The sequence below is a fragment of the Streptomyces sp. T12 genome (genome assembly GCF_028736035.1).
Taxonomy (GTDB): domain Bacteria; phylum Actinomycetota; class Actinomycetes; order Streptomycetales; family Streptomycetaceae; genus Streptomyces.
The window spans coordinates 4,712,855-4,732,576 of the sequence record NZ_CP117866.1 but is presented as its reverse complement, the minus strand read 5'-3'; the positions used below and the strand labels follow the sequence as shown (position 1 = coordinate 4,732,576).

General features: G+C 71.6%; 14 protein-coding genes and 2 pseudogenes. 10 read left to right on the top strand and 6 right to left on the bottom strand.

Annotation, left to right across the window (positions count from 1 at the left end):
* Nucleotides 1–56 precede the first annotated feature (56 nt).
* Together PBV52_RS21010 and PBV52_RS21005 are read right to left on the bottom strand one after the other, a co-directional pair.
* Entirely contained in the window at nt 57–791 is a 735-nt protein-coding gene (locus PBV52_RS21010) for a hypothetical protein (RefSeq protein WP_274240136.1), read from the bottom strand.
* 99 nt (nt 792–890) lie between these two features.
* The gene (locus PBV52_RS21005; protein WP_274240134.1) at nt 891–1,538 is read right to left on the bottom strand and encodes a TetR/AcrR family transcriptional regulator; all 648 of its coding nucleotides are present in this window, start codon (nt 1,536–1,538) and stop codon (nt 891–893) included.
* Between the two features lie 211 nt (nt 1,539–1,749).
* Here PBV52_RS21005 and PBV52_RS51435 point away from each other — a divergent pair, with 211 nt between their 5' ends.
* Nucleotides 1,750–2,466: a hypothetical protein gene (locus tag PBV52_RS51435; protein WP_306801436.1), complete on the top strand. Its 717-nt coding sequence runs from the start codon at nt 1,750–1,752 to the stop codon at nt 2,464–2,466.
* 79 nt (nt 2,467–2,545) lie between these two features.
* On the opposite strand, the gene serC is transcribed toward PBV52_RS51435, so the two are convergent.
* Together serC and PBV52_RS20990 are read right to left on the bottom strand one after the other, a co-directional pair.
* Nucleotides 2,546–3,664: a phosphoserine transaminase gene (serC, locus tag PBV52_RS20995; RefSeq protein ID WP_274240132.1), complete on the bottom strand. Its 1,119-nt coding sequence runs from the start codon at nt 3,662–3,664 to the stop codon at nt 2,546–2,548.
* 175 nt (nt 3,665–3,839) lie between these two features.
* Nucleotides 3,840–5,879, bottom strand: coding sequence for a transcriptional regulator (locus tag PBV52_RS20990; protein ID WP_274240130.1), 2,040 nt, complete (start codon nt 5,877–5,879; stop codon nt 3,840–3,842).
* 116 nt (nt 5,880–5,995) lie between these two features.
* On the opposite strand from PBV52_RS20990, the gene PBV52_RS20985 reads away from it, so the two are divergent.
* From PBV52_RS20985 to PBV52_RS20975, 3 genes and pseudogenes are all read left to right on the top strand, one after another.
* Nucleotides 5,996–6,847 carry an alpha/beta fold hydrolase gene (locus PBV52_RS20985; RefSeq protein WP_274240127.1) on the top strand — a complete coding sequence of 284 codons (852 nt, stop codon included), beginning with the start codon at nt 5,996–5,998 and terminating at the stop codon, nt 6,845–6,847.
* On the top strand, nt 6,844–9,732 hold the full coding sequence (locus PBV52_RS20980; RefSeq protein WP_274240124.1) for an FAD-binding and (Fe-S)-binding domain-containing protein: 2,889 nt from the start codon (nt 6,844–6,846) through the stop codon (nt 9,730–9,732). Before PBV52_RS20985 ends, PBV52_RS20980 begins: the two co-directional genes overlap by 4 nt.
* Nucleotides 9,722–10,494 (top strand): annotated as a pseudogene (locus tag PBV52_RS20975) (metallophosphoesterase). The gene PBV52_RS20980 and the pseudogene PBV52_RS20975 overlap by 11 nt, the downstream one beginning before the upstream one ends.
* A gap of 35 nt (nt 10,495–10,529) precedes the next feature.
* Here PBV52_RS20975 and PBV52_RS20970 read toward each other — a convergent pair.
* The gene (locus tag PBV52_RS20970; RefSeq protein ID WP_274240123.1) at nt 10,530–11,612 is read right to left on the bottom strand and encodes a hypothetical protein; all 1,083 of its coding nucleotides are present in this window, start codon (nt 11,610–11,612) and stop codon (nt 10,530–10,532) included.
* Nucleotides 11,613–11,907: 295 nt separating this feature from the next.
* On the opposite strand from PBV52_RS20970, the pseudogene PBV52_RS20965 reads away from it, so the two are divergent.
* The 3 genes and pseudogenes from PBV52_RS20965 to PBV52_RS20955 all read left to right on the top strand — a co-directional run.
* A pseudogene (locus PBV52_RS20965) lies at nt 11,908–12,063 on the top strand (nucleotidyltransferase family protein); the annotation flags it as partial.
* A gap of 55 nt (nt 12,064–12,118) precedes the next feature.
* Nucleotides 12,119–13,273, top strand: a complete 1,155-nt coding sequence (locus PBV52_RS20960; protein ID WP_274240121.1) for a peptidoglycan bridge formation glycyltransferase FemA/FemB family protein — start codon at nt 12,119–12,121, stop codon at nt 13,271–13,273.
* A gap of 161 nt (nt 13,274–13,434) precedes the next feature.
* Nucleotides 13,435–14,403 (top strand): DMT family transporter, encoded by a 969-nt coding sequence (locus PBV52_RS20955; protein ID WP_274240120.1) that lies wholly within the window; start codon nt 13,435–13,437, stop codon nt 14,401–14,403.
* Between the two features lie 51 nt (nt 14,404–14,454).
* Here PBV52_RS20955 and PBV52_RS20950 read toward each other — a convergent pair whose 3' ends face one another.
* Entirely contained in the window at nt 14,455–15,405 is a 951-nt protein-coding gene (locus PBV52_RS20950) for a hypothetical protein (RefSeq protein ID WP_274240118.1), read from the bottom strand.
* 195 nt (nt 15,406–15,600) lie between these two features.
* On the opposite strand from PBV52_RS20950, the gene PBV52_RS20945 reads away from it, so the two are divergent.
* From PBV52_RS20945 to PBV52_RS20935, 3 genes are read left to right on the top strand one after another with little or no spacing between them, the layout of a single operon-like run.
* The gene (locus tag PBV52_RS20945) at nt 15,601–16,395 is read left to right on the top strand and encodes a TIGR03084 family metal-binding protein (protein ID WP_274240115.1); all 795 of its coding nucleotides are present in this window, start codon (nt 15,601–15,603) and stop codon (nt 16,393–16,395) included.
* Nucleotides 16,392–18,125, top strand: coding sequence for an acyclic terpene utilization AtuA family protein (locus tag PBV52_RS20940; RefSeq protein WP_274240114.1), 1,734 nt, complete (start codon nt 16,392–16,394; stop codon nt 18,123–18,125). Before PBV52_RS20945 ends, PBV52_RS20940 begins: the two co-directional genes overlap by 4 nt.
* Nucleotides 18,122–19,720, top strand: coding sequence for an acyl-CoA carboxylase subunit beta (locus PBV52_RS20935; RefSeq protein ID WP_274240113.1), 1,599 nt, complete (start codon nt 18,122–18,124; stop codon nt 19,718–19,720). Before PBV52_RS20940 ends, PBV52_RS20935 begins: the two co-directional genes overlap by 4 nt.
* Nucleotides 19,721–19,722 lie beyond the last annotated feature (2 nt).

The window sequence follows — 19,722 nt, the reverse complement described above, 5'->3', positions numbered from 1 at the left end:
TGGCCAGCAGCGCGGCGCGTTCACGGTCCGCGACCGTGAGCTCTTGGTCTTCCGGTTCAGTTGGGCAGCTTGGGAATGATCTTCAGGCGCTGGTCCATGTCGTCGAGGTCCTCCGACATGCTGGACAGCGTTCCGTTCATTCCGCCCATCTGCTTGGAGAGATCCTTGATGCTCGACTTCATGTCCTTGACGTTCTTCGCCACCGTGTGCAGTGACGAGGCGTCCTTCTCCAAGGCGCTGACGCTCGAGTTGAGAGCCGTGATCTGATCGCTCAGCTTCGATATCTTGGAAGCCATTCCGGGCAGTGGCTTCATCAACTCCCGCATGGCGGTCATGTTCTGGTTGAGCAGTAGCATCCGCTGCTTGAGGTCGCCCAGCGCGTTGAGCTTCTTGTTGGTCGTGCCCAACTGCGTGTTGGTCGAGTTCAGTTTCCTGTTCGTCTCGCTGAGCTGCCGGTTTGTCGTGCTCAACTTCTTATTGGTCTCACTGAGCTGCTTGTTCGTCAGGGCGAGCCCCGACGTCGTGCCGTCCTGGATGTGGACGAGCGCGTCGTGCATACGCGTGAAGTTGAACTGCAGGACGCTGAGGATTCCGAGATAGAGCAGCGGGGCGATGAGGAGAATCCGCTTGGGCGTCCCTCCGCCGGACGGCTTCTCCTTCTCCTTCTCCTTTCGCTTCCCCTTCCCCTTCCCCTTCTTGTTCTTCTCGCCCGTCGGGTTCTGCTCTTCGTCCCCGGGCGGGACGGCGAGCCCTTCGTCCCGGTCGGGGACCGCGGTCAGCTTGTCGCTCATGGATTGCCTCGCTTTTCCGTGGGGGCATGGCTTTGTGCCCGACGAGCGCCGGTGAACGGGGAGGTGCGGGGGGCGTACGGCTTGGTCGCCGGGCGGTCGCTAGGACGGCGGGAGGGCGTCGTCGCGCAGGCAGGTGTGCAGGATGAGCCGGGAACAGATGTCGGTGGCCTCCTCGTCGCTGAGGCTCGTCCACGGCGGCAGGTGCAGGCCTTCGATCAACCCGCATACGGCGATGGCCAGTTGGTCCAGATCGATCTCCGGGCGCATCCCGGGGTGCGCCGAGAGCAGCTCCAGTCGGTCGCGCAACTGCTTGACGATGCTGTCGCGGATGCCGGTCTCCAGCTCGCGCATCTCGGGATGATCGATGCACGCGTCGGCCCAGGCGGTCAGCAGTCCGGCGGCTCCGCGACGGCGGCTCACCACCAGCGCGACGGTCGCCCTGAGTCCGCCTACGGGGTCGTGCAGGAGCTCGGTGAACTCGGTCGTCTCGACCAGCCCGGTGATCTCCTCGAGGCGCTCGCCCACCACCGCGAGCAGCAGGTCGCGCTTGCTGCCGAAGCGGGTGTACACGCTGCCCACGGACGTGCCGGCCGCCGCCGCGATGCGCTCCACGGAGGTGCCGCGCCAGCCCTCGGTGCTGAAACCGGCGTCCGCGGCACGCAGCAGCGCGGCGTGGGTCTCCTGGCTGCGCCGCTGTTGCGGTTTGGCCGGACCCCGGCCGAGGGGTCGGCTCCCGTATGAGCTCATCGCAGCCTCCGATATATGAATCCTGATTCTTAAGTCAGGTTCATGTTTCCCCTCGGCGCCGGAGCATGTCAACCTCCGACCGCGCGCGGCGTTCCGCTGCCGGAAGCCCATATCCCCGGCGTGACCTGCGGTTTTCACGCCCGGGTGCCAAAGCCCGGACGCCCCGATCTGGGCATCGGTGATATTGCTCGTGGCTCTTCCAGGTGCCTCGATGAGCGCACAGGCACGGCGGACGGCGACGGGGCCGCGGATCCTGGCGTTCGGCCACTACCAGCCCGAGCGTGTGGTCACCAACGAGCAACTCGCCGCCCGGGTGGACACCAGCGACGAGTGGATCCGCAGCCGCGTCGGCATCGCCCGTCGGCACATCGCGGCCCCGCAGGAGTCGGTGACGGACATGGCGGTCCACGCCGGAGCGAAGGCACTGGCCGCCAGTGGACTGCCGTCCGACGAGATCGACCTGGTGGTCGTGGCGACCTGCACGCAGGAGACCCAGATCCCCGTCGCGGCGCCCGGCGTCGCACACCGGCTGGGCATCGAGGCGCCCGGGGCCTACGACGTCAACGCGGGCTGCGCCGGGTTCTCCTACGCGCTGCGCGGGGTCCGCCCGCAATGCGCTGGCGCGCCACCGCACGTCGGCCGGACGGCGGGAACGCGGGCACCACGGCGCACCCCGCCCGCAGCACGCCGAACAGCGCGGCCACGTAGTCGAGTCCGGGGTCCAGCGCCAGGACCCCCCGCCCGCCCGCGAGCCCACGCCGGCGAATCTCCGGCAGCGAGAGGCCCCGGGGTGGGCTTGCGGCTGGTTCCATCGGGCAACTCCCGTTCGCCGTTCGATCGACGAACTGCAGCCTTGCTGCCGACGAGCGCCCCGGACAATGTCACCGATACCCAGACTCGACCGGCCCGCGATTTGTATCCGAAGTAAATCCCGCAGGTCAGGCCATGCTTCACGAGAAAGGGCGCCCGGTGTGCACCAGGCGCCCTTCGTCGTCGTACCGAAGTGATCAGAGCTTCTCGATCACGTAGTCGATGCACTTCGTCAGCGCGTCGATGTCCGCCGGGTCGATCGCCGGGAACATCGCGACGCGCAGCTGGTTGCGGCCGAGCTTGCGGTAGGGCTCGGTGTCGACGATGCCGTTGGCGCGCAGCACCTTGGCGACGGCGGCGGCGTCGATCTCGTCCGTGAAGTCGATCGTGCCGATGACCGCCGAGCGCTTGGCCGGGTCGGTGACGAACGGGTTGGCGTACTTGATGTCCTCGGCCCAGCCGTACAGCGTGCGGGCGGAGGTGGCCGTACGGCGGACCGCCCAGTCGAGGCCGCCCTGGCCGTTGATCCACTCCAGCTGCTGGTTCAGCAGGAAGAGGGTGGCGAGCGCCGGGGTGTTGTACGTCTGGTTCTTGCGGGAGTTGTCGATCGCCGTGGGGAGCGAGAAGAACTCCGGGATGTGGCGGCCGGACGCGTGAATGCGCTCGGCGCGCTCGATGGCGGCCGGGGAGAACACGCCGATCCACAGGCCGCCGTCGGAGGCGAAGGATTTCTGCGGGGCGAAGTAGTAGACGTCCGTCTCGGAGACGTCGACCGGGAGGCCGCCGGCGCCGGAGGTGGCGTCCACGAGGACCAGGGCGCCCTCGTCGGCACCTGCCACGCGCTTGATCGGCATGGCGACACCGGTCGAGGTCTCGTTGTGCGTGAAGGCGTAGACGTCGACGCCCGCCGCGGCGACCGGCTCGGGGTGCGTGCCCGGGTCGGTGGAGATGACCTCCGGCTCGGCCAGCCACGGGGCGAGCTTGGCGGCCTTGGCGAACTTCGAGCTGAACTCACCGAACGTGAGGTGCTGCGACTTGTTCTCGATCAGGCCGTGCGTCGCGATGTCCCAGAACGCGGTGGAGCCGCCGTTGCCGAGGACGACCTCGTAGCCGTCGGGCAGCTGGAACAGCTCGGAGATGCCCTCGCGCACCTGGCCGACCAGGTTCTTGACCGGGGCCTGGCGGTGGGAGGTGCCGAGGAGGGAGGTACCGGTCGCGGCCAGCGCGTCCAGCGCTTCCGTCCGCACCTTGGAGGGGCCCGCGCCGAAACGTCCGTCGGCGGGCTTGATGTCAGCGGGAATCTGGATCTCAGCCACGGGGGGAGCGTAGCTGTTTCGGGAAACCTCGGTGAAACGTGGTCCGTCGGGTGAGACGGCGTTTCGGTGGGCGTCGGACCTGGGGGCTGCCGCCCCCAGCCCCCCGCTTCGGCCCTTAAGGGGCCTCGTCCTCAAACTCCCCCAGAGGGGGCACCCCCAGACGGGCTGGATTGCCTCAGGTTCTCCACTCTGTTGGGGTTCGCGGGTCCGGCAGATAGGCGCAGTACGTACCCGTTCGGACAGTGCGGTCGAGGTGTTCGCCGAGTTCGGGGTGGTGCTCGGCGATGCGCCCCATCGCCCTGCGGACCGCGCGGGTCACCCCGACCCGGGCCCGCTCCGACGTGGACGCGGCTCGCCGGTCACGGCCCCCGAGCCCCACCGCGCGAGACAGCTCCCGTACCAAGAAGTCGCGTTCCCGTTCGGCCTGCGCTGCGCGCTCCGCGTCGCCGAGGGCGCGCGCCTGCGCGAGGTCGTCGTCGATCTCGGTGAGGCGCCGCCGATAAGCGTCTTTGGCTCGCGCGTCGAGCATCTCGCCCGCGTCGCCGAACGCCTCGTACGACAGCTTCGGCCGGTCGGCTGCCCCACCGCTCTCTGCCGCCACCAGGTCCAGGGTGTGGAACTCCCGGCCGGGGTGGGTCAGCAGCCGCGCGAGGTAGTGCATGCCCTTGACGTCACGGACACGCACCGTGCGGCCCTCGAACGCGACGGACCAGTAGTCGCCCTCGCGGCGGAAGAGGGTGGGGTGCGGGGCAGCAGGGCGTGTGACCGTGGCAGCAGGGTCGGGTTCGGTGGGCGTTCCAGCCGCCCGGTCGAGGACTGCGCGGGCCGCTTCCCACTCCAGGGCCGCCCGCTCCGCACTCCCCTCCGCACGCAGCGCTGCGGCGAGACCGAGCCGGGCGAGCGCCGTCTCGTGGGGTGCCCCGACCTCGCTCCACAGGCGCGCGGCATCGGCGTACAGACGTTTGCCGTCGGCCACGGCGCCCTCGGCGAGCCGGACCCTGCCCTGGGCGAGCGTCGCAGCCGCGATCAGTGCCTTGCTCTGGAACCGGGCGGCGACGCGCTGCAGTTCGCCGGCGGCCGCGCGCGCCCCCTCGATGTCGCCGGCCGCGATCCCGATCTCGACCCGCGCCTCCAGCAGCGGCGCCCGCCGCAGGCCCGTGTCCGGTGGCAGCTCCTTCGACGGCACCCGCAGCGGATGCTCCAGCGCGTCCTGGACGGCGGCCGAGGCCGCGGCCACGTCGCCCTGGGCCAGGCGCACCAGGGCCAGACCGGGCTGCGGATCCCACCCGGCGCGATGCGCGGCCAGCAGTGCCTGCTCCGCGCCCTCGATGTCACCCTTGCGCAGCCGGATCCTGCCGAGCTCGCTCAACGGCCAGCCCATCTCGCGCCGCAGGTAGGGACGCAGATCCACGCACGCGCCGAGCGCCACCCGCTCCGCCTCGTCGTACGCTCCGCGCAATCTGAGGATCTCCGCGCGGTGGACCTGGCAACGCCCGTGGAGGCTCCCGATCGCGTCGGTCGCGCACCAGCGTTCCATCGCGGCGGTCCATTCCTCGGCCGCCTCGTACTGGGCGAGGCCCTGCAGCGCGCAGACGAGCTCGCAGTAGACGACGCCCGTGGAGAGCGCGTCGAGGTCTCCGGAGACCGCCGTCACCCCGGCGTCGTCGAGCAGCGCCAGACCGTCCCGCACCTCGCCGTCCAGGATCATCAGTCGGGCCTCGGCGATCCGGCCGATCGCGCACGCCGCCGGATCGCAGCCCGCCCCCACCTCGATCGCGCGCCGGGCCCACGGGCGGGCGCCGGAGAGGTCGCCCGACAGCATCCGTTCGTACGCGCGGACCGCCGCGCACCAGGCCCACGCGGGATTCTCCGCCGGCCCCTCCAGCAGCCGTTCCGCCCGTGCCAGCCAGCCCCGCACCGGCGCCATCAGGGCGACGTCGAACAGCAGGTGCATCGCGACGCGCACCGCCGCCCCCGCCGCGGCGACCCGGTCACCGGCCCGCACACAGGCCGCGTGCACCCGCTCCCAGGCCTCGATCGTGACGTCGAGATGCCCGGCCGCGTAGGCCACCTCGGCGAGCACCGGCAGATCGCCGGGACCGGCGAGACCGTGCGCGTCCGCCTCCGTCAGCAGGTCGTAGGCCGTATGCCAGTCGCCGTGGGCCGCCGCGTCGAGGCCGCTCCGGAGGGTCGGTGCGCTCAGGTCATCGCTCATCGTCGGGTCATCGCTCATCGTCGGCGGCCGTAACCGTCGGAGTCACCGCCGTAACACCACTTGTCACGCACAAAGAGGTAGGAGCACTACAAAAGCCAGCCTATGGGGTGAAAACCATGAAGCGCGTCGACGTCGATGGCGTAGAGCTCGAATACGAGGTGACCGGCGAGGGTGAGCCCGTCCTGTTCATCAGCCCGGTCATCGCCGACGGTTTCCTGCCGCTGCTCTCGGAGCCGGTACTGGCCGACCGCCACCGGCTGATCCGCTACCACAAGCGGGGCTGGGCCGGCAGCACCCACACCCCGCCACCGGTGACTGTCGCGGACCACGCGCGCGACGCCGCGGGGCTCCTCGACCGGCTCGGTGTGCGTCGGGCCCATGTGGTCGGCCACTCCAGCGGGGCCGCGGTCGCCGCGCAGCTCGCCCTGGACCATCCCGAGAGCGTGCACACGCTGAGCCTGCTGGAGCTGTCACTGTTGTCGGTGCCCAGCGGCAAGGCGTTCCTGGAACAGGCGGAACCCGCGTTCGAGGCGTACGGGAACGGCGGCCACGCGCGCGCGATCGCGATGTTCATGGAAGCCGTGAGCGGCCTCGACCGGGCTGCCTGCGAGGACCTGTTCGAACGGCGGGTGCCCGGAGCGTGGGGGCAGGCCGTCGAGGACGCCGACACGTTCTTCGGCATTGAGCTGCCCGCACTGGCCCAGTGGGAGTTCGGTGCCGGGCAGGCGGCGTCCATCCGGCATCCCGTGCTGTCCGTGCTGGGTGCCGAGACCCGGCCGCTCTGGGTGGAGGTCGCCGCGTTCCTGCGCTCCTCGCTTCCCGCGGTGGAGGAGGCCACGATCGACGGCGTCGGTCATCTCCTGCAGATCCAGCGCCCCGAGCCCGTGGCCCGGGCGGTGGCGGGGTTCGTGGACCGGCACCGGCCGACGCCGTCACTGTCAGTGGTCGGGGGCATGCTGGATGCATGACGGATGTCCAGGCCCTTGGGGCTGTTGAGGCGGAGCTGCGGCGGGCCGTCCGGGGTGACGTGGGCTTCGACGTCACGTCCCGGGCGCTGGTCACCATGGACGCGTCCAACTACCGGCGGGTGCCGCTGGGCGTCGTCGCTCCTCGTGACGCCGACGACGTGGCGGCCGTGCTGGAGGTGTGCCGGGAGCGCGGGGTGCCGGTCGTGGCGAGAGGAGGCGGGACGTCGATCGCCGGACAGGCCACGGGCACAGGGGTGGTCCTGGACTTCACCCGGCACATGAACCGGCTGGTGTCCCTGGATCCGGCCACGCGTACGGCGGTCGTCCAGCCCGGCCTCGTCCTCGACCGTCTCCAGGAGGCCGCCGCCCCGCACGGGCTCCGCTTCGGCCCCGACCCCTCCACCCACAGCCGCTGCACGCTCGGCGGGATGATCGGCAACAACTCGTGCGGCTCGCACTCGGTGGCGTGGGGGACGACCGCGGACAGCGTGCGGGAGCTGGACGTGATCACCGCGCGCGGGGAGCGGTTGCGGCTGGGGGAGGAGTGGGCCGGGGCGCCGCGAGGGCTGCGGGAGCTGGTGGAAGGGGAACTGGCTCGCCTCCGTACCGGCTTTCCCGAACTGCCCCGGCGTATCTCCGGATACGCGCTCGACGCCCTGTTGCCCGAGCAGGGCGCCGATGTCGCCCGCTCCTTCTGCGGGAGCGAGGGCACCCTGGGGATCCTCACCGAGGCGGTCGTAGGGCTCGTCGAAGCTCCACGCGCGCGTGCGCTCGCCGTGCTGGCGTACGCCGACGAGAGCGCGGCCGCGGAAGCGGCGGCCGGGCTGCTGCCGTACGGGCCGCTGACCGTGGAGGGCATGGCCGCCGATCTCGTGCCGTCGACCGCCGCGCTGCCCCGGGGCGGGGCCTGGCTGTTCGTGGAGACGGGCGGGGAGTCGGAGGGGGAGGCACGGGCGCGTGCGGAGGCGATCGTGCGGGCCGCCGATGTCGTCGACACGCTGGTCGTGACGGACCCGGCCGGGCAACGGGCCTTGTGGCGCATCCGGGAGGACGCCAGCGGTACGGCGACCCGGATGCCGGACGGCAGCGAGGCGTGGCCCGGCTGGGAGGACTGCGCGGTGCCGCCGGAGCGCCTCGGGGCGTATCTGCGGGACTTCCGCGCGCTGCTGACCGCGCACGGGCTGCGCGGGACGCCGTACGGGCACTTCGGGGACGGCTGCATCCATGTCCGTATCGACTTCGACCTGTTGACGGAGGCGGGCATCGGCCGCTTCCGGCGCTTCTCGGAGGAGCTCGCCGAGGTCGTCGTGGCGCACGGGGGCTCGCTGTCCGGGGAGCACGGGGACGGGCAGGCACGGGCCGAGCTGTTGCCGGCGATGTACGGGGCGGAGATGGTCCGTCTCTTCGAGCGGGCGAAGGGGGTGTGGGACCCGGACGACCTGCTCAACCCGGGCATGCTGGTGCGCCCGGCGCCCCTGGACGCGAACCTCCGGTTCGCGGTCCTGCCCCGCGAGCCGGTGGACGTGGCCTTCGGATACCCGGCCGACGGCGGGGACTTCTCGGCGGCCGTACGGCGGTGCGTCGGGGTCGCGAAGTGCCGTACGCCATCGGTGTCTGGCTCGTCCGTGATGTGCCCGTCCTTCCGGGCCACCGGCGAGGAAGAGCACTCCACGCGCGGGCGTGCCCGGCTGCTGCACGAGATGCTCGCCGGGGAACTGGTGACCGACGGGTGGCGGTCGACCGAGGTGCGGGACGCGCTGGACCTGTGCCTGTCCTGCAAAGGGTGCCGGTCCGACTGCCCGGTCGAGGTCGACATGGCCACGTACAAGGCGGAGTTCCTGCACCACCACTACGAGGGCCGCCGACGCCCGGCCGCGCACTACAGCATGGGCCGGCTGCCGCAGTGGCTGCGCCTGGTGGCACGCACGCGTACGGCGTCGCTGGTCAACGCCCTGGCCGCCATACGGCCGTTGGCGCGGGTGGCGAAAGGGCTCGGCGAGATCGCGCCGGAGCGGGAGATTCCGCGGGTGGCGACGCGGACGTTCAGCCGGTGGTGGGAGGGGCGGGAGAAGACCGCGCAGGGCGAGCTGGTCATCCTGTGGCCGGACACCTTCACCGAGCACCTGTCGCCGTCCGTGGGGAAGGCGGCCGTACGGGTGCTGGAGGCGGCTGGGTTGCGGGTGGGGCTGCCGCCGACGGTTCACCTGAAGAGCCCGCCGACGGGGGACGGCACGACGGTGGCACTGGACCCGGTGTCCCTCCTACGGGGCCGCAGTCGCGTCTGCTGCGGGTTGACGTACATCTCGACCGGGCAGCTCGACCGCGCCCGCGCGGTGCTGCGGCGCACGCTCGACCTGATGGAGCCGGTGCTGGAGACGGCCGCCCCGGTCGTCGTCCTGGAGCCGAGCTGCGCGGCGGCCCTCCGCGCGGACCTGCCGGAACTGCTGCACGACGACCCCCGGGCCCGGCGCCTGTCCGACCGCGTCCTGACCTTCGCGGAGACGCTGGAGCGGCACGCTCCCGACTGGACGCCGCCCCGCGTGGACCGGGCGGCGGTCGGGCAGACGCACTGCCATCAGCACGCGGTCCTCGGTGACGGGGCTGACCGCCGACTGCGTCAAGCCGCTCTGCTCTCCGGCGAACTGAGTGGTGGCTGCTGCGGCCTCGCGGGTAACTTCGGCTTCGAAAAAGGGCACTTCGAGGTGTCGGTGGCCTGCGCGGAGGAGCAGTTGCTGCCTTCGGTGCGGGGCGCGCAGGAGGGGACGATGGTGCTGGCCGACGGTTTCTCCTGCCGGACGCAGCTGGAGCAGCTGGCCGGGGTGCGGGGTCGGCATCTGGCGGAGGTGCTGGCGGAGGCGTTGGAGGGCGACGGAAGTGACCGATGAGCTGGGCCGGGTGGCCGTCCTCTCCGACATCCACGGGGTGCTCCCCGCCCTGGAGGCGGTGCTCGCCGAGCCGGAGGTCGCGGCTGCCGAGCGCATCGTGCTCACGGGGGACATCACCGCGGGACCGCAGCCCGCCGAGGTGCTCGACCTCCTGCGCAAGCAGGGCGACCGCGTGCTGTGGATCGCGGGCAACGCGGACCGGGAGCTGGTCGAGTACCGGCGGGGCGACCGGGCCGGGATCCCCGACCCGATCGCGCCCTACGCCGCCGACCGACTCACCGACGAACACGTCGAGTTCCTGGCAGCCCTCCCCAAAACGCTCACGCTCGACATCCGCGGCCTCGGAAAGGTCCTGTTCTGCCATGCCACCCCGCGTGACGACGAGGAGGTCGTGCTCGTCGACTCCCGCCCCGCCCCGCCCGCTGGACAGAGGTCCTCGCCGGCCTCCCCGACTCCGTCCGCACGGTGGTCTGCGGCCACACCCACATGCCGTACGTCCGCCTCGCCCACGGCCGCCTGGTGGTGAACCCCGGCAGCGTCGGCATGCCGTACGGCCGCCCGGGCGCCCATTGGTGCCTGCTGGGACCGGGAGCCGACCTGCGGGTGACGCCGTACGACATCCCGGCGGCCGTCGCCCGGCTCGTGGCGGAGTGCGCGTACCCGGAGATCGCGGAGTGGGCCGGCTACTTCCTCAACTCCCGGGCGACGGACGGGGAGGCGCTGGAGGTGTTCGGGCCGCGGGACGGCAGAGAGCCTTCGTAGCGGCCGGCCCGCTCGGCGGGCACCCGGTCCTGCGGTCAGGGAACGGGCGCCACGTCGATGACAACGGCCCCGTTTCCGCCGGCGTCCGCGGCCACGCCGGTGCTCCCGGTACCACCGGCGGACCCGCCCGCGGCGGAAGCACCGCCGCTGGTGGCGCCCGCGCCGCCGGAACCGCCGGTGCCACCCATGCCGCCGTCGCCCCCGTCGCCGCCGCTGCCGTAGGTGTCGGTGCCGACGGTGATGCCGGTGCCACCGTTCCCGCCGCTACCGCCACTGCCGCCGGCGCCACCACTGCCGCCGGCCCCGCCCGTGCCGCTCTGCTGGCCCCCGCCGCTGCCGCCGGCCGTGCCGGAGCTGCCTACGGCGCCGGCAGCACCGTTGTTGCCGTCCTGCGTGGCGGTGGGGATACCCAGACACCCTGATACGTCGCCGCCGCTGCCGCCGGATCCCGTGACGCTGCCGCCGCTCCCACCGCCGCCGCCGAATCCGCCGGCCCCGCCGAGCCCGCCGGCAGCGCCGCCGCCACCACCCCGGCCGCCCGTCGGGGCCCTGGTGCCGGCGTCGCCGCCGGAGGCGAAGGCCAGGTCCACCAACGTGGTGAGGCCCACCGAGCTGTCCTGACCGGCTCCACCGAGGGAGCCGGAGCTGCCCGCGCTGCCGGGAGCGCCGCCGAAGGGACCGCCGCCGCTGCCGCCGGCGCCCCCGTTTCCGCCGGTCCCCGCGCCCCCGGTGCTTCCCCCCGCTCCCACCACGATGGTCAGGGTCACGCCGCCGGGAAGTACCTCGGTGCACTCCACGAAGCTGCCGGAGCCGCCGCCACCGCCGCCGGCGCCTCCCCCGCCGCCGCCGCCTCCGCCGCCACCGCCTCCCCCGCCCAGCGCGAGAAGGGCGTTGCCGCCGCCCCCGCCGCCGCCTCCTCCTCCGCCGCCGGCTCCGCCGCTCCCACCGGCCCCGGCGCCCCAGACCTTGATGGTCACGGTCTTCAGGGAAGTGGGGCTGCCGGGAACCGTGAAGGTGTGCACGCCCGGATCCTCGAACTCCTCATGCTGGTTCGGCTGCGCAGCCGCGCTGCCGGCGCTCACCATCGGCGAGAGCAGCCCTCCCACCAGCGCTGCCACGCCTACGCCGACCCGTCTTCCCAGGCTTGAGTGCTTCCGCCGGTTCATCGAAGCCCGCACCATGATGTGCCTCCTGATTCGTACGTGTCCCAAAACCGACTCCGCGGGAATGTCTGCCCGGCGGGAATGTGACGCCACTGCCACGAGAGGGGCGGGAAGGGGCAGAAAAGGAGCAAAAGGAGCAGTGCGGGGAGTGCGATTCAGGCCATCACCGACTGGTCGGGGTCTCTGGGGGGCGTGAGGCAGGCGGGAGTTCGACCGGAGGGCCTCCAGACGTTGTCGCGCAACGACGTAGCGCGTGTATGCCCCGCACGGTCTCTCGGACGTCTTCAATCTCGTCGTACGGCCCAACCCGGTGCTCGCCCCCCGAATGGTCTACGAGACGAAGGGGGCGCGGTGGCTGGAGCAGTGGCCCGAGCTGACCGTACTGGACTGGCCTCGGCCGGGATGAGGGGTGGGAGCTCTCCTCGTAGGGTGGCAGGCGAGCCACCTAAGGAGCCCTGAACATGCCCCTCCGCATCCAGCCCATCACCCGCGACGAGCACCTGGCGTTCGTATCGGGCCGGTCTTCCGCCAGCCACATGCAGGTGCCGTCCTGGGGTGAGGTGAAGCCCGACTGGCGGGCGGAGAGCCTCGGGTGGTTCGACGGGGAGCAGGGCGGCGGGCGGGAGGAACACGGCGGCGGGCGGCTGGTCGGGGCGGGGCTTGTGCTGTACCGGCCGCTGCCGAAGCTGAAGCGGTACCTCGCCTATCTGCCCGAGGGCCCGCTGATCGACTGGGACGCGCCGGACCTCTGCGAGCGCTGGCTCGCACCGATGCTCGCCCACCTCAAGCGTCAGGGCGCCTTCTCGGTGAAGATGGGTCCGCCGGTCGTCGCTCGCCGCTGGAGCCCCGAGGCGGTGAAGGCGGCGATCGCCGATCCCGCGGCACGGCGGCTGCGGGAGGTGGAGGCCACGTCGCACGAGCCGGGCGCCCTCGAAATCGCCGGCCGGCTGCGGCGCGCGGGCTGGCAGCAGACGGAACCGGGCGGCGAAGAGGCCTTCGCCGCCGGGCAGCCGCGGTACGTCTGCCAAGTGCCGTTCGCCGGGCGCTCGTTGGACGACATCCACGGCGGCCTCAACCAGCAGTGGCGGCGCAACATCAAGAAGGCCGAGAAGGCGGGCGTGAAGGTCGTGCGGGGCGGCTACGAGGACCTGCCCGCCTTCTACGAGCTCTACGCCGAGACCGCCGAGCGCGACCGTTTCATCCCGCGCCCCCTGCCCTACTTCCAGCGGATGTGGACCGCGCTCACCGCCGAACACCCCGACCGCATGCGGCTCTACCTCGCCCACCACGACGGCGACACCCTCGCCGCCGCCACCATGCTGACCGTCGGCGACCACGTCTGGTACTCCTACGGCGCCTCCACCAGCCGCAGGCGAGAGGTCCAGCCGAACAACGCCATGCAGTGGCGCATGATGACCGACGCCCACGAACTCGGCGCCGCCGTCTACGACTTCCGCGGCATCACCGACACCCTGGAGGAGTCCAACCATCTGCTGGGCCTGCTGCGGTTCAAGGTGGGCGCGGGCGGTGAGGCCGTCGAGTACCTGGGGGAGTGGGACTTCCCGCTCAACCGGCTGCTGCACAAGGCGCTGGACCTGTACATGGCGCGGCGGTAGCTCGCCCCCCCCCGACCTCCGTTCGGAATTCACTCGACACTCGACCACACTCTGAGACAGCGGCGTAATGGGTTCACACACCTGACGATGTCCAATACTCTGGACTAGGCAGTACAGCACGATGAACAAAATGAATCCCCGAGTCGAGCCCTGGAACGCCCGTGAGCACCCCTGACGCCACCGCCACCGCCACCACGCCCGCACCGTCCCGCGCTCGGGCCACCCCCGAGCCGATGGTCGGCGCCCCTCGCCGCTGGGGCTCCCTCGGCCCGGTGGGTCTGGTGCTCGCCGGAGGGATCTCGGTGCAGTTCGGCGGTGCCCTGGCGGTGAGCCTGATGCCGCGGGCCGGTGCGCTCGGGGTGGTGGCCCTGCGGCTGCTGGTGGCGGCGGTCGTCCTGCTGCTGGTCTGCCGGCCTCGCCTGCGCGGCCACTCCCGCACCGACTGGGGCACGGTGATCGTCTTCGGTATCACCATGGCCGCGATGAACGGCCTCTTCTACCAGTCGGTCGCCCGTATCCCGCTGGGCCCCGCGGTCACTCTGGAGGTGCTCGGCCCGCTCGCCCTCTCCGTCCTGTCCTCGCGTCGTGCGATCAACGTCCTTTGGGCCGGACTCGCCCTGGCCGGCGTCTTCCTCCTCGGCGGCGGAGGCTTCGGCAGCCTCGACCCCATAGGTGTCGCCTTTGCCCTGGGGGCCGGCGCCATGTGGGCTGCCTACATAATCTTCAGCGCTCGCACGGGCCGACGCTTCCCACAGGCCGACGGGCTGGCGCTCGCGATGGCGGTGGGCGCCGTACTCTTCCTCCCCTTGGGCATCGCCGAATCGGGCATGAAGCTCACCGACCCCGTGACCCTCGGACTGGGCGCGGCCGTGGCCATCCTCTCCTCGGTCCTCCCCTACACCCTCGAACTCCTCGCCCTGCGCCGCCTGCCCGCAGCGACCTTCGCCGTCCTGATGAGCCTGGAGCCGGCGGTCGCCGCGGCGGCGGGCTTCCTGGTCCTCGACCAGGCCCTCTCCACCACGCAGGCCGCCGCCATCGCCCTGGTCATCGCCGCCAGCATGGGGGCGGTACGGACGCAGGTGGGGCGTGGGAAGGTGGGGCGGGGCAAGGTGAAGAGGGCGCAGGGCTGAGGGCCCGCCCGGCCACGAACGCCGACGGCGACGCCGTCCGCCCGTCCCGGCCTACCGCATGAGCAGGCCGCGGACGGCGAGGCCGTAGTGAAGGCGCAGTCGGCGCAGTTCCCACAAGCCCACCGCAGTCACGGAGAGGGGGGCGCCGAGGATGAACACGGCCCGGACCGGCCCCGGCAGGCCGGCGTGGGCGCCCGTGAACATGTCGATCAGCGCCATCTCCCACACAACAGTCATGGCCAGGAGCGGCGGCATGGTCTGGTGGATGTCGGCGGTGCGGAACACGTGGACGAGGGCCAGGCCGATGCCCCAGATGACGAAGGGCAGCACCCACACGATGATGAGCACGTTGGCGGTGTAGGTGACGGCGGTCATCACCTGGTTGGTGGTGAAACGGCTGCTGCCGAAGCCGAAGTCGGTGAGCACGGTCAACGGGAAAACGAACATCGCGGCCACGATGGCCACCATCGCGCCGAAGCACCTGGCGGCCCTGCGCAGCAACTCCCGGCGGGCCGAAGGCGCGGCCAGGGCGAGCAGGACACCCACGACGACCGGGAAGGTCACGCACAACACCAGGACGCTGATCCAGGACTGGTTGAGGCGGTCCCTGGCGACGTCACTCACGGAGTTGGCGATCTTGTAGGTGACCGACACCCACACCACCGCACCCAGACCCACCAAGGTGCGGATCTTCTGCATCTGGGTCACCACGGGGTCCTCGATGATGCCCGGCCTGGACGGCTTGAAGACCCTGCGCGCGGTGTGGATGGGGCCGATCTTCTGCCGTAGCCGCGTGAAGGGCCCCGGTGGTGCGGGCGTCGGCAGAACCGGATACGGCGGGTAGGGCGGATGGGGGTGCGGCGCGTAAGGGTGCGGGACGTTGGGCGGCTGACCCCCGGCCGGCGGAGTGGGCTGGGGTGGGTACGGTCCGGGATGCGGCGGAAACTGCTGCTGCCGGTGTGGGTCGTAGGGTGGCTGCCCGCCCGGGTTCCAGTTGCTCATCCCTGTGTTTCCCCCGGCGTGTGAGCGATGCGTTGCCGATGCAACAGGCGCGGCGGCCGAGTGTATTGATCGCACGCCGCACCCGCACCCACACCCTTCCCTTCGGGAACACCTCCCAATTAATGCAAGCATGCTTGCTTGTTTTTCTCCGCGCTGCCATGCTCCTCACCACGCCGTGCCAGAGGGGAGCGCACCGTGTCCGATCCGACGCCCGTGTTCGACGATCTGCGCGAGGAGAGCGAGGAACTCGACCGGCTCGTGGCCGAGTTGAGCCCCGATCGGTGGGCGCTCGCGACGCCCGCGCCCGGCTGGAGCGTCGCCCACCAGATCGCGCACCTCGCCTGGACGGACCGCTCGGCGCTGCTGGCGGTGACCGACGTGGACGCGTTCCACGCACTGGTGGAGAAGGCGCTGGTCACACCCGGTTCGTTCGTCGACGAGGGTGCCGAGGAGGGGGCCGGTCTCCCGCCCGCCGAGCTACTGGCCCGGTGGCGGGAAGGGCGCGTCGCCCTCGATACGGCCTTGCGTGCGGCACCCCAGGGCGTCCGCTTCCCCTGGTACGGCCCACCCATGTCGGCCGCCTCCATGGCCACGGCCCGACTTATGGAGACCTGGGCCCACGGTCTGGACATCGCCGACGCACTGGGTGTGGTGCGCACACCTACCGACCGGCTGAGGCATGTGGTGTGGATCGGGGTACGGACCCGGGACTTCGCCTTCGGCGTGCACGGACTCCCCGCGCCGCTCGACGACTTCCGCGTCGAACTCGTGTCGCCGTCCGGCGAGTTGTGGGCCTACGGTCCCGAAGACGCCCCCCAGCGCGTGACCGGCCCCGCCCTCGACTTCTGCCTCCTGGTCACCCAGCGGGCCCACCGCTCCGACCTCGCCCTGCGTGCCGAGGGCGCCGACGCCGACCGCTGGTTCGACATCGCCCAGGTCTTCGCGGGCCCGCCCGGCAAGGGCCGCGCGCCGAAGGGGATCGCACAGTGACGCCGACGCCCCGCCCGCCGCACCTTCCGCTGCGGATCGGCAACGCCTCCGGCTTCTACGGCGACCGCGTCGACGCCATGCGCGAGATGCTCACCGGCGGTGAACTGGACGTCCTCACCGGCGACTACCTCGCCGAGCTGACCATGCTGATCCTCGGCCGGGACCGGCTGAAGGACCCCGGCGCCGGATACGCCCGCACCTTCCTGCGGCAGCTGGAGGAGTGCCTCGGGCTCGCGCACGAGCGGGGCGTCAGGATCGTCACCAACGCGGGCGGCCTCAATCCGGCCGGACTGGCAAACGCCGTACGGCAGTTGGCCGATCGTCTGAGCGTCCCCGTCCAGGTCGCCCATGTCGAGGGCGACGATCTCACGGCCGCCACCCCGGGCAGCCTCGCCGCCCACGCCTACCTCGGCGGCTTCGGCATCGCCGCCTGCCTGCGGGAGGGCGCGGACATCGTGGTCACCGGGCGGGTGACGGACGCCGCCCTGGTCACGGGGCCCGCCGCCGCCCACTTCGGGTGGGGGCCGGGGGAGTACGACCGGCTCGCGGGCGCGGTCGTCGCCGGGCATGTGCTGGAGTGCGGGGCGCAGGCGACCGGCGGCAACTACGCCTTCTTCCACGAGAGGGGCCACGACCCCGGGAAGCTCCGCCGCCCCGGCTTCCCGCTCGCCGAGCTCCACGACGACGGCACCTGCGTCATCACCAAGCACCCGGGCACGGGCGGCTTCGTCGACGTCGGCACGGTGACGGCCCAGCTGTTGTACGAGACGGCGGGTGCCCGGTACCCGGGGCCGGACGTCACCGCCCGCCTCGACACCGTACGGCTGACGCAGGACGGGCCGGATCGCGTCCGCATCGAGGGCGTACGGGGCGAGGCGCCGCCCCCGACCCTGAAGGTCGGCGTCAACCGCTTCGGCGGCTTCCGCAACGAGGTCGCCTTCGTGCTCACCGGCCTCGACATCGAGGCCAAGGCCGCCCTCGTACGCGAGCAGATGACGGACGCGTTCGCCAAGTCGCCGCCCGCCGAGGCCCGTTGGGACATCGTCCGCACCGACCGGCCCGACGCCCCGACCGAGGAGATGGCGAGTGCGCTGCTGCGGCTCGTCGTACGCGACGCGGACCAAGCGGTCGTCGGGCGGGCGCTGAGCGGGGCCGCCGTGGAGCTGGCGCTCGCCAGTTACCCCGGCTTCCATGTGCTGGCGCCACCCGGAAAGGGCTCGCCCTATGGGGTCTTCGAGGATGTGTACGTCCCCCATGGTGCCGTCGACCATGTGGCCGTCCTCCACGACGGACGCCGGGTTACTGTGCCACCGGCCCACGACACCCCCGTACACGACACCCTCGTACCGGAGGCACCCGTACCGGAGCCACCCCTACCGCAACCGCTGCCCCCCGCGCCCACGAAGCGCGTCCCCCTCGGCCTCGTCGCCGGCGCCCGCAGCGGGGACAAGGGCGGGAACGCCAACGTCGGCGTGTGGGTGCGGACGGACGACGCCTGGCGTTGGCTCGCGCATGAGCTGACGGCCGAGAGATTCCAGAAGCTGATCCCGGAAGCCGGTCAGCTGAAGGTCACCCGGCACTCGCTTCCCCACCTCCGCGCCCTGAACTTCGTCGTCGAGGGGATCCTCGGCGAGGGCGTCGCCGCCCAGCACCGCTTCGACCCACAGGCCAAGGCCCTCGGCGAATGGCTGCGCAGCCGCCACCTCGACATCCCGGAGGTCCTCCTGTGACCGTCCTCGCCTCTTCCCTGGACCCGAAGAGCCCCGACTACGCGGCCCACCGCGAGACCATGCTCGCCAAGCTCGCCGACCTCGACACCGAGCACGCCAAGGCCCTCGCGGGCGGCGGGGAGAAGTACGTCGAACGGCATCGCAAGCGTGGCAAGCTCCTCGCGCGCGAGCGCATCGAGCTGCTCCTCGACCCCGACACGCCCTTCCTGGAACTGTCGCCGCTGGCCGCCTGGGGCAGCGACTACACGGTCGGCGCGTCCCTCGTCACCGGCATCGGGGTCGTCGAGGGCGTGGAGTGCCTGATCACCGCCAACGACCCGACCGTGCGCGGGGGAGCGAGCAATCCCTGGTCGCTGAAGAAGGCCCTGCGCGCGAACGACATCGCCCTCGCCAACCGGCTGCCCGTCATCAACCTCGTCGAGTCGGGCGGCGCCGACCTGCCGTCCCAGAAGGAGATCTTCATCCCCGGAGGCGCCATCTTCCGGGACCTGACACGGCTGTCGGCGGCCGGGATCCCCACCGTCGCGGTCGTCTTCGGCAACTCGACCGCAGGCGGCGCGTACGTCCCCGGCATGTCCGACCACGTGATCATGGTCAAGGAGCGCGCCAAGGTGTTCCTCGGCGGTCCGCCCCTGGTGAAGATGGCGACCGGCGAGGAGAGCGACGACGAGTCGCTGGGCGGCGCGGAGATGCACGCGCGCGTGTCGGGTCTCGCCGACTACTTCGCGGTCGACGAGCCGGACGCGTTGCGGCAGGCACGCCGGGTGGTCGCCCGCCTCAACCACCGCAAGGCGTACGGCGATCCGGGCCCCGCCGAACCCCCCAAGTACTCCGCCGACGAACTCCTCGGCATCGTCCCCGGCGACCTCAAGACCCCCTTCGACCCGCGCGAGGTCATCGCCCGCATCGTCGACGCCTCGGACTTCGACGAGTTCAAGCCGATGTACGGAACGAGCCTGACCACCGGCTGGGCGGCCCTCCATGGCTATCCGATCGGCGTGCTGGCGAACGCCCAAGGGGTCCTGTTCAGCGAGGAGTCGCAGAAGGCCGCCCAGTTCATCCAGCTCGCCAACCAGCGCGACATCCCGCTGCTGTTCCTGCACAACACCACCGGCTACATGGTGGGCAGCCAGTACGAGCAGGGCGGCATCATCAAGCACGGCGCCATGATGATCAACGCGGTCAGCAACAGCCGCGTGCCGCACCTCTCCGTCCTCATGGGGGCGTCCTACGGCGCCGGCCACTACGGCATGTGCGGCCGCGCCTACGACCCCCGCTTCCTCTTCGCCTGGCCCAGCGCCAAGTCGGCCGTCATGGGCCCCCAGCAGCTCGCCGGCGTGCTCTCGATCGTGGCCCGGCAGTCGGCGGCCGCCAAGGGACAGCCGTACGACGAGGAGGGGGACGCCGCGCTGCGCGCCATGGTGGAGCGGCAGATCGAGTCGGAGTCGCTGCCGATGTTTCTGTCGGGGCGGCTGTACGACGACGGCGTCATAGATCCGCGCGACACCCGAACCGTCCTCGGTATGTGTCTGTCCGCCATCCACACCGCGCCCTACGAGGGCGCGCGCGGTGGCTTCGGCGTCTTCCGGATGTGAGG

What these genes read in the sequence shown, in the direction of transcription:
- PBV52_RS20990 (WP_274240130.1), bottom strand. Translation starts at nt 5,879, where the DNA reads ATGAGCGATGACCTGAGCGCACCGACCCTCCGGAGCGGCCTCGACGCG.
- PBV52_RS21010 (WP_274240136.1), bottom strand. Translation starts at nt 791, where the DNA reads ATGAGCGACAAGCTGACCGCGGTCCCCGACCGGGACGAAGGGCTCGCC.
- PBV52_RS20985 (WP_274240127.1), top strand. Translation starts at nt 5,996, where the DNA reads ATGAAGCGCGTCGACGTCGATGGCGTAGAGCTCGAATACGAGGTGACC.
- PBV52_RS20950 (WP_274240118.1), bottom strand. Translation starts at nt 15,405, where the DNA reads ATGAGCAACTGGAACCCGGGCGGGCAGCCACCCTACGACCCACACCGG.
- PBV52_RS20980 (WP_274240124.1), top strand. Translation starts at nt 6,844, where the DNA reads ATGACGGATGTCCAGGCCCTTGGGGCTGTTGAGGCGGAGCTGCGGCGG.
- PBV52_RS20960 (WP_274240121.1), top strand. Translation starts at nt 12,119, where the DNA reads ATGCCCCTCCGCATCCAGCCCATCACCCGCGACGAGCACCTGGCGTTC.
- PBV52_RS21005 (WP_274240134.1), bottom strand. Translation starts at nt 1,538, where the DNA reads ATGAGCTCATACGGGAGCCGACCCCTCGGCCGGGGTCCGGCCAAACCG.
- PBV52_RS51435 (WP_306801436.1), top strand. Translation starts at nt 1,750, where the DNA reads ATGAGCGCACAGGCACGGCGGACGGCGACGGGGCCGCGGATCCTGGCG.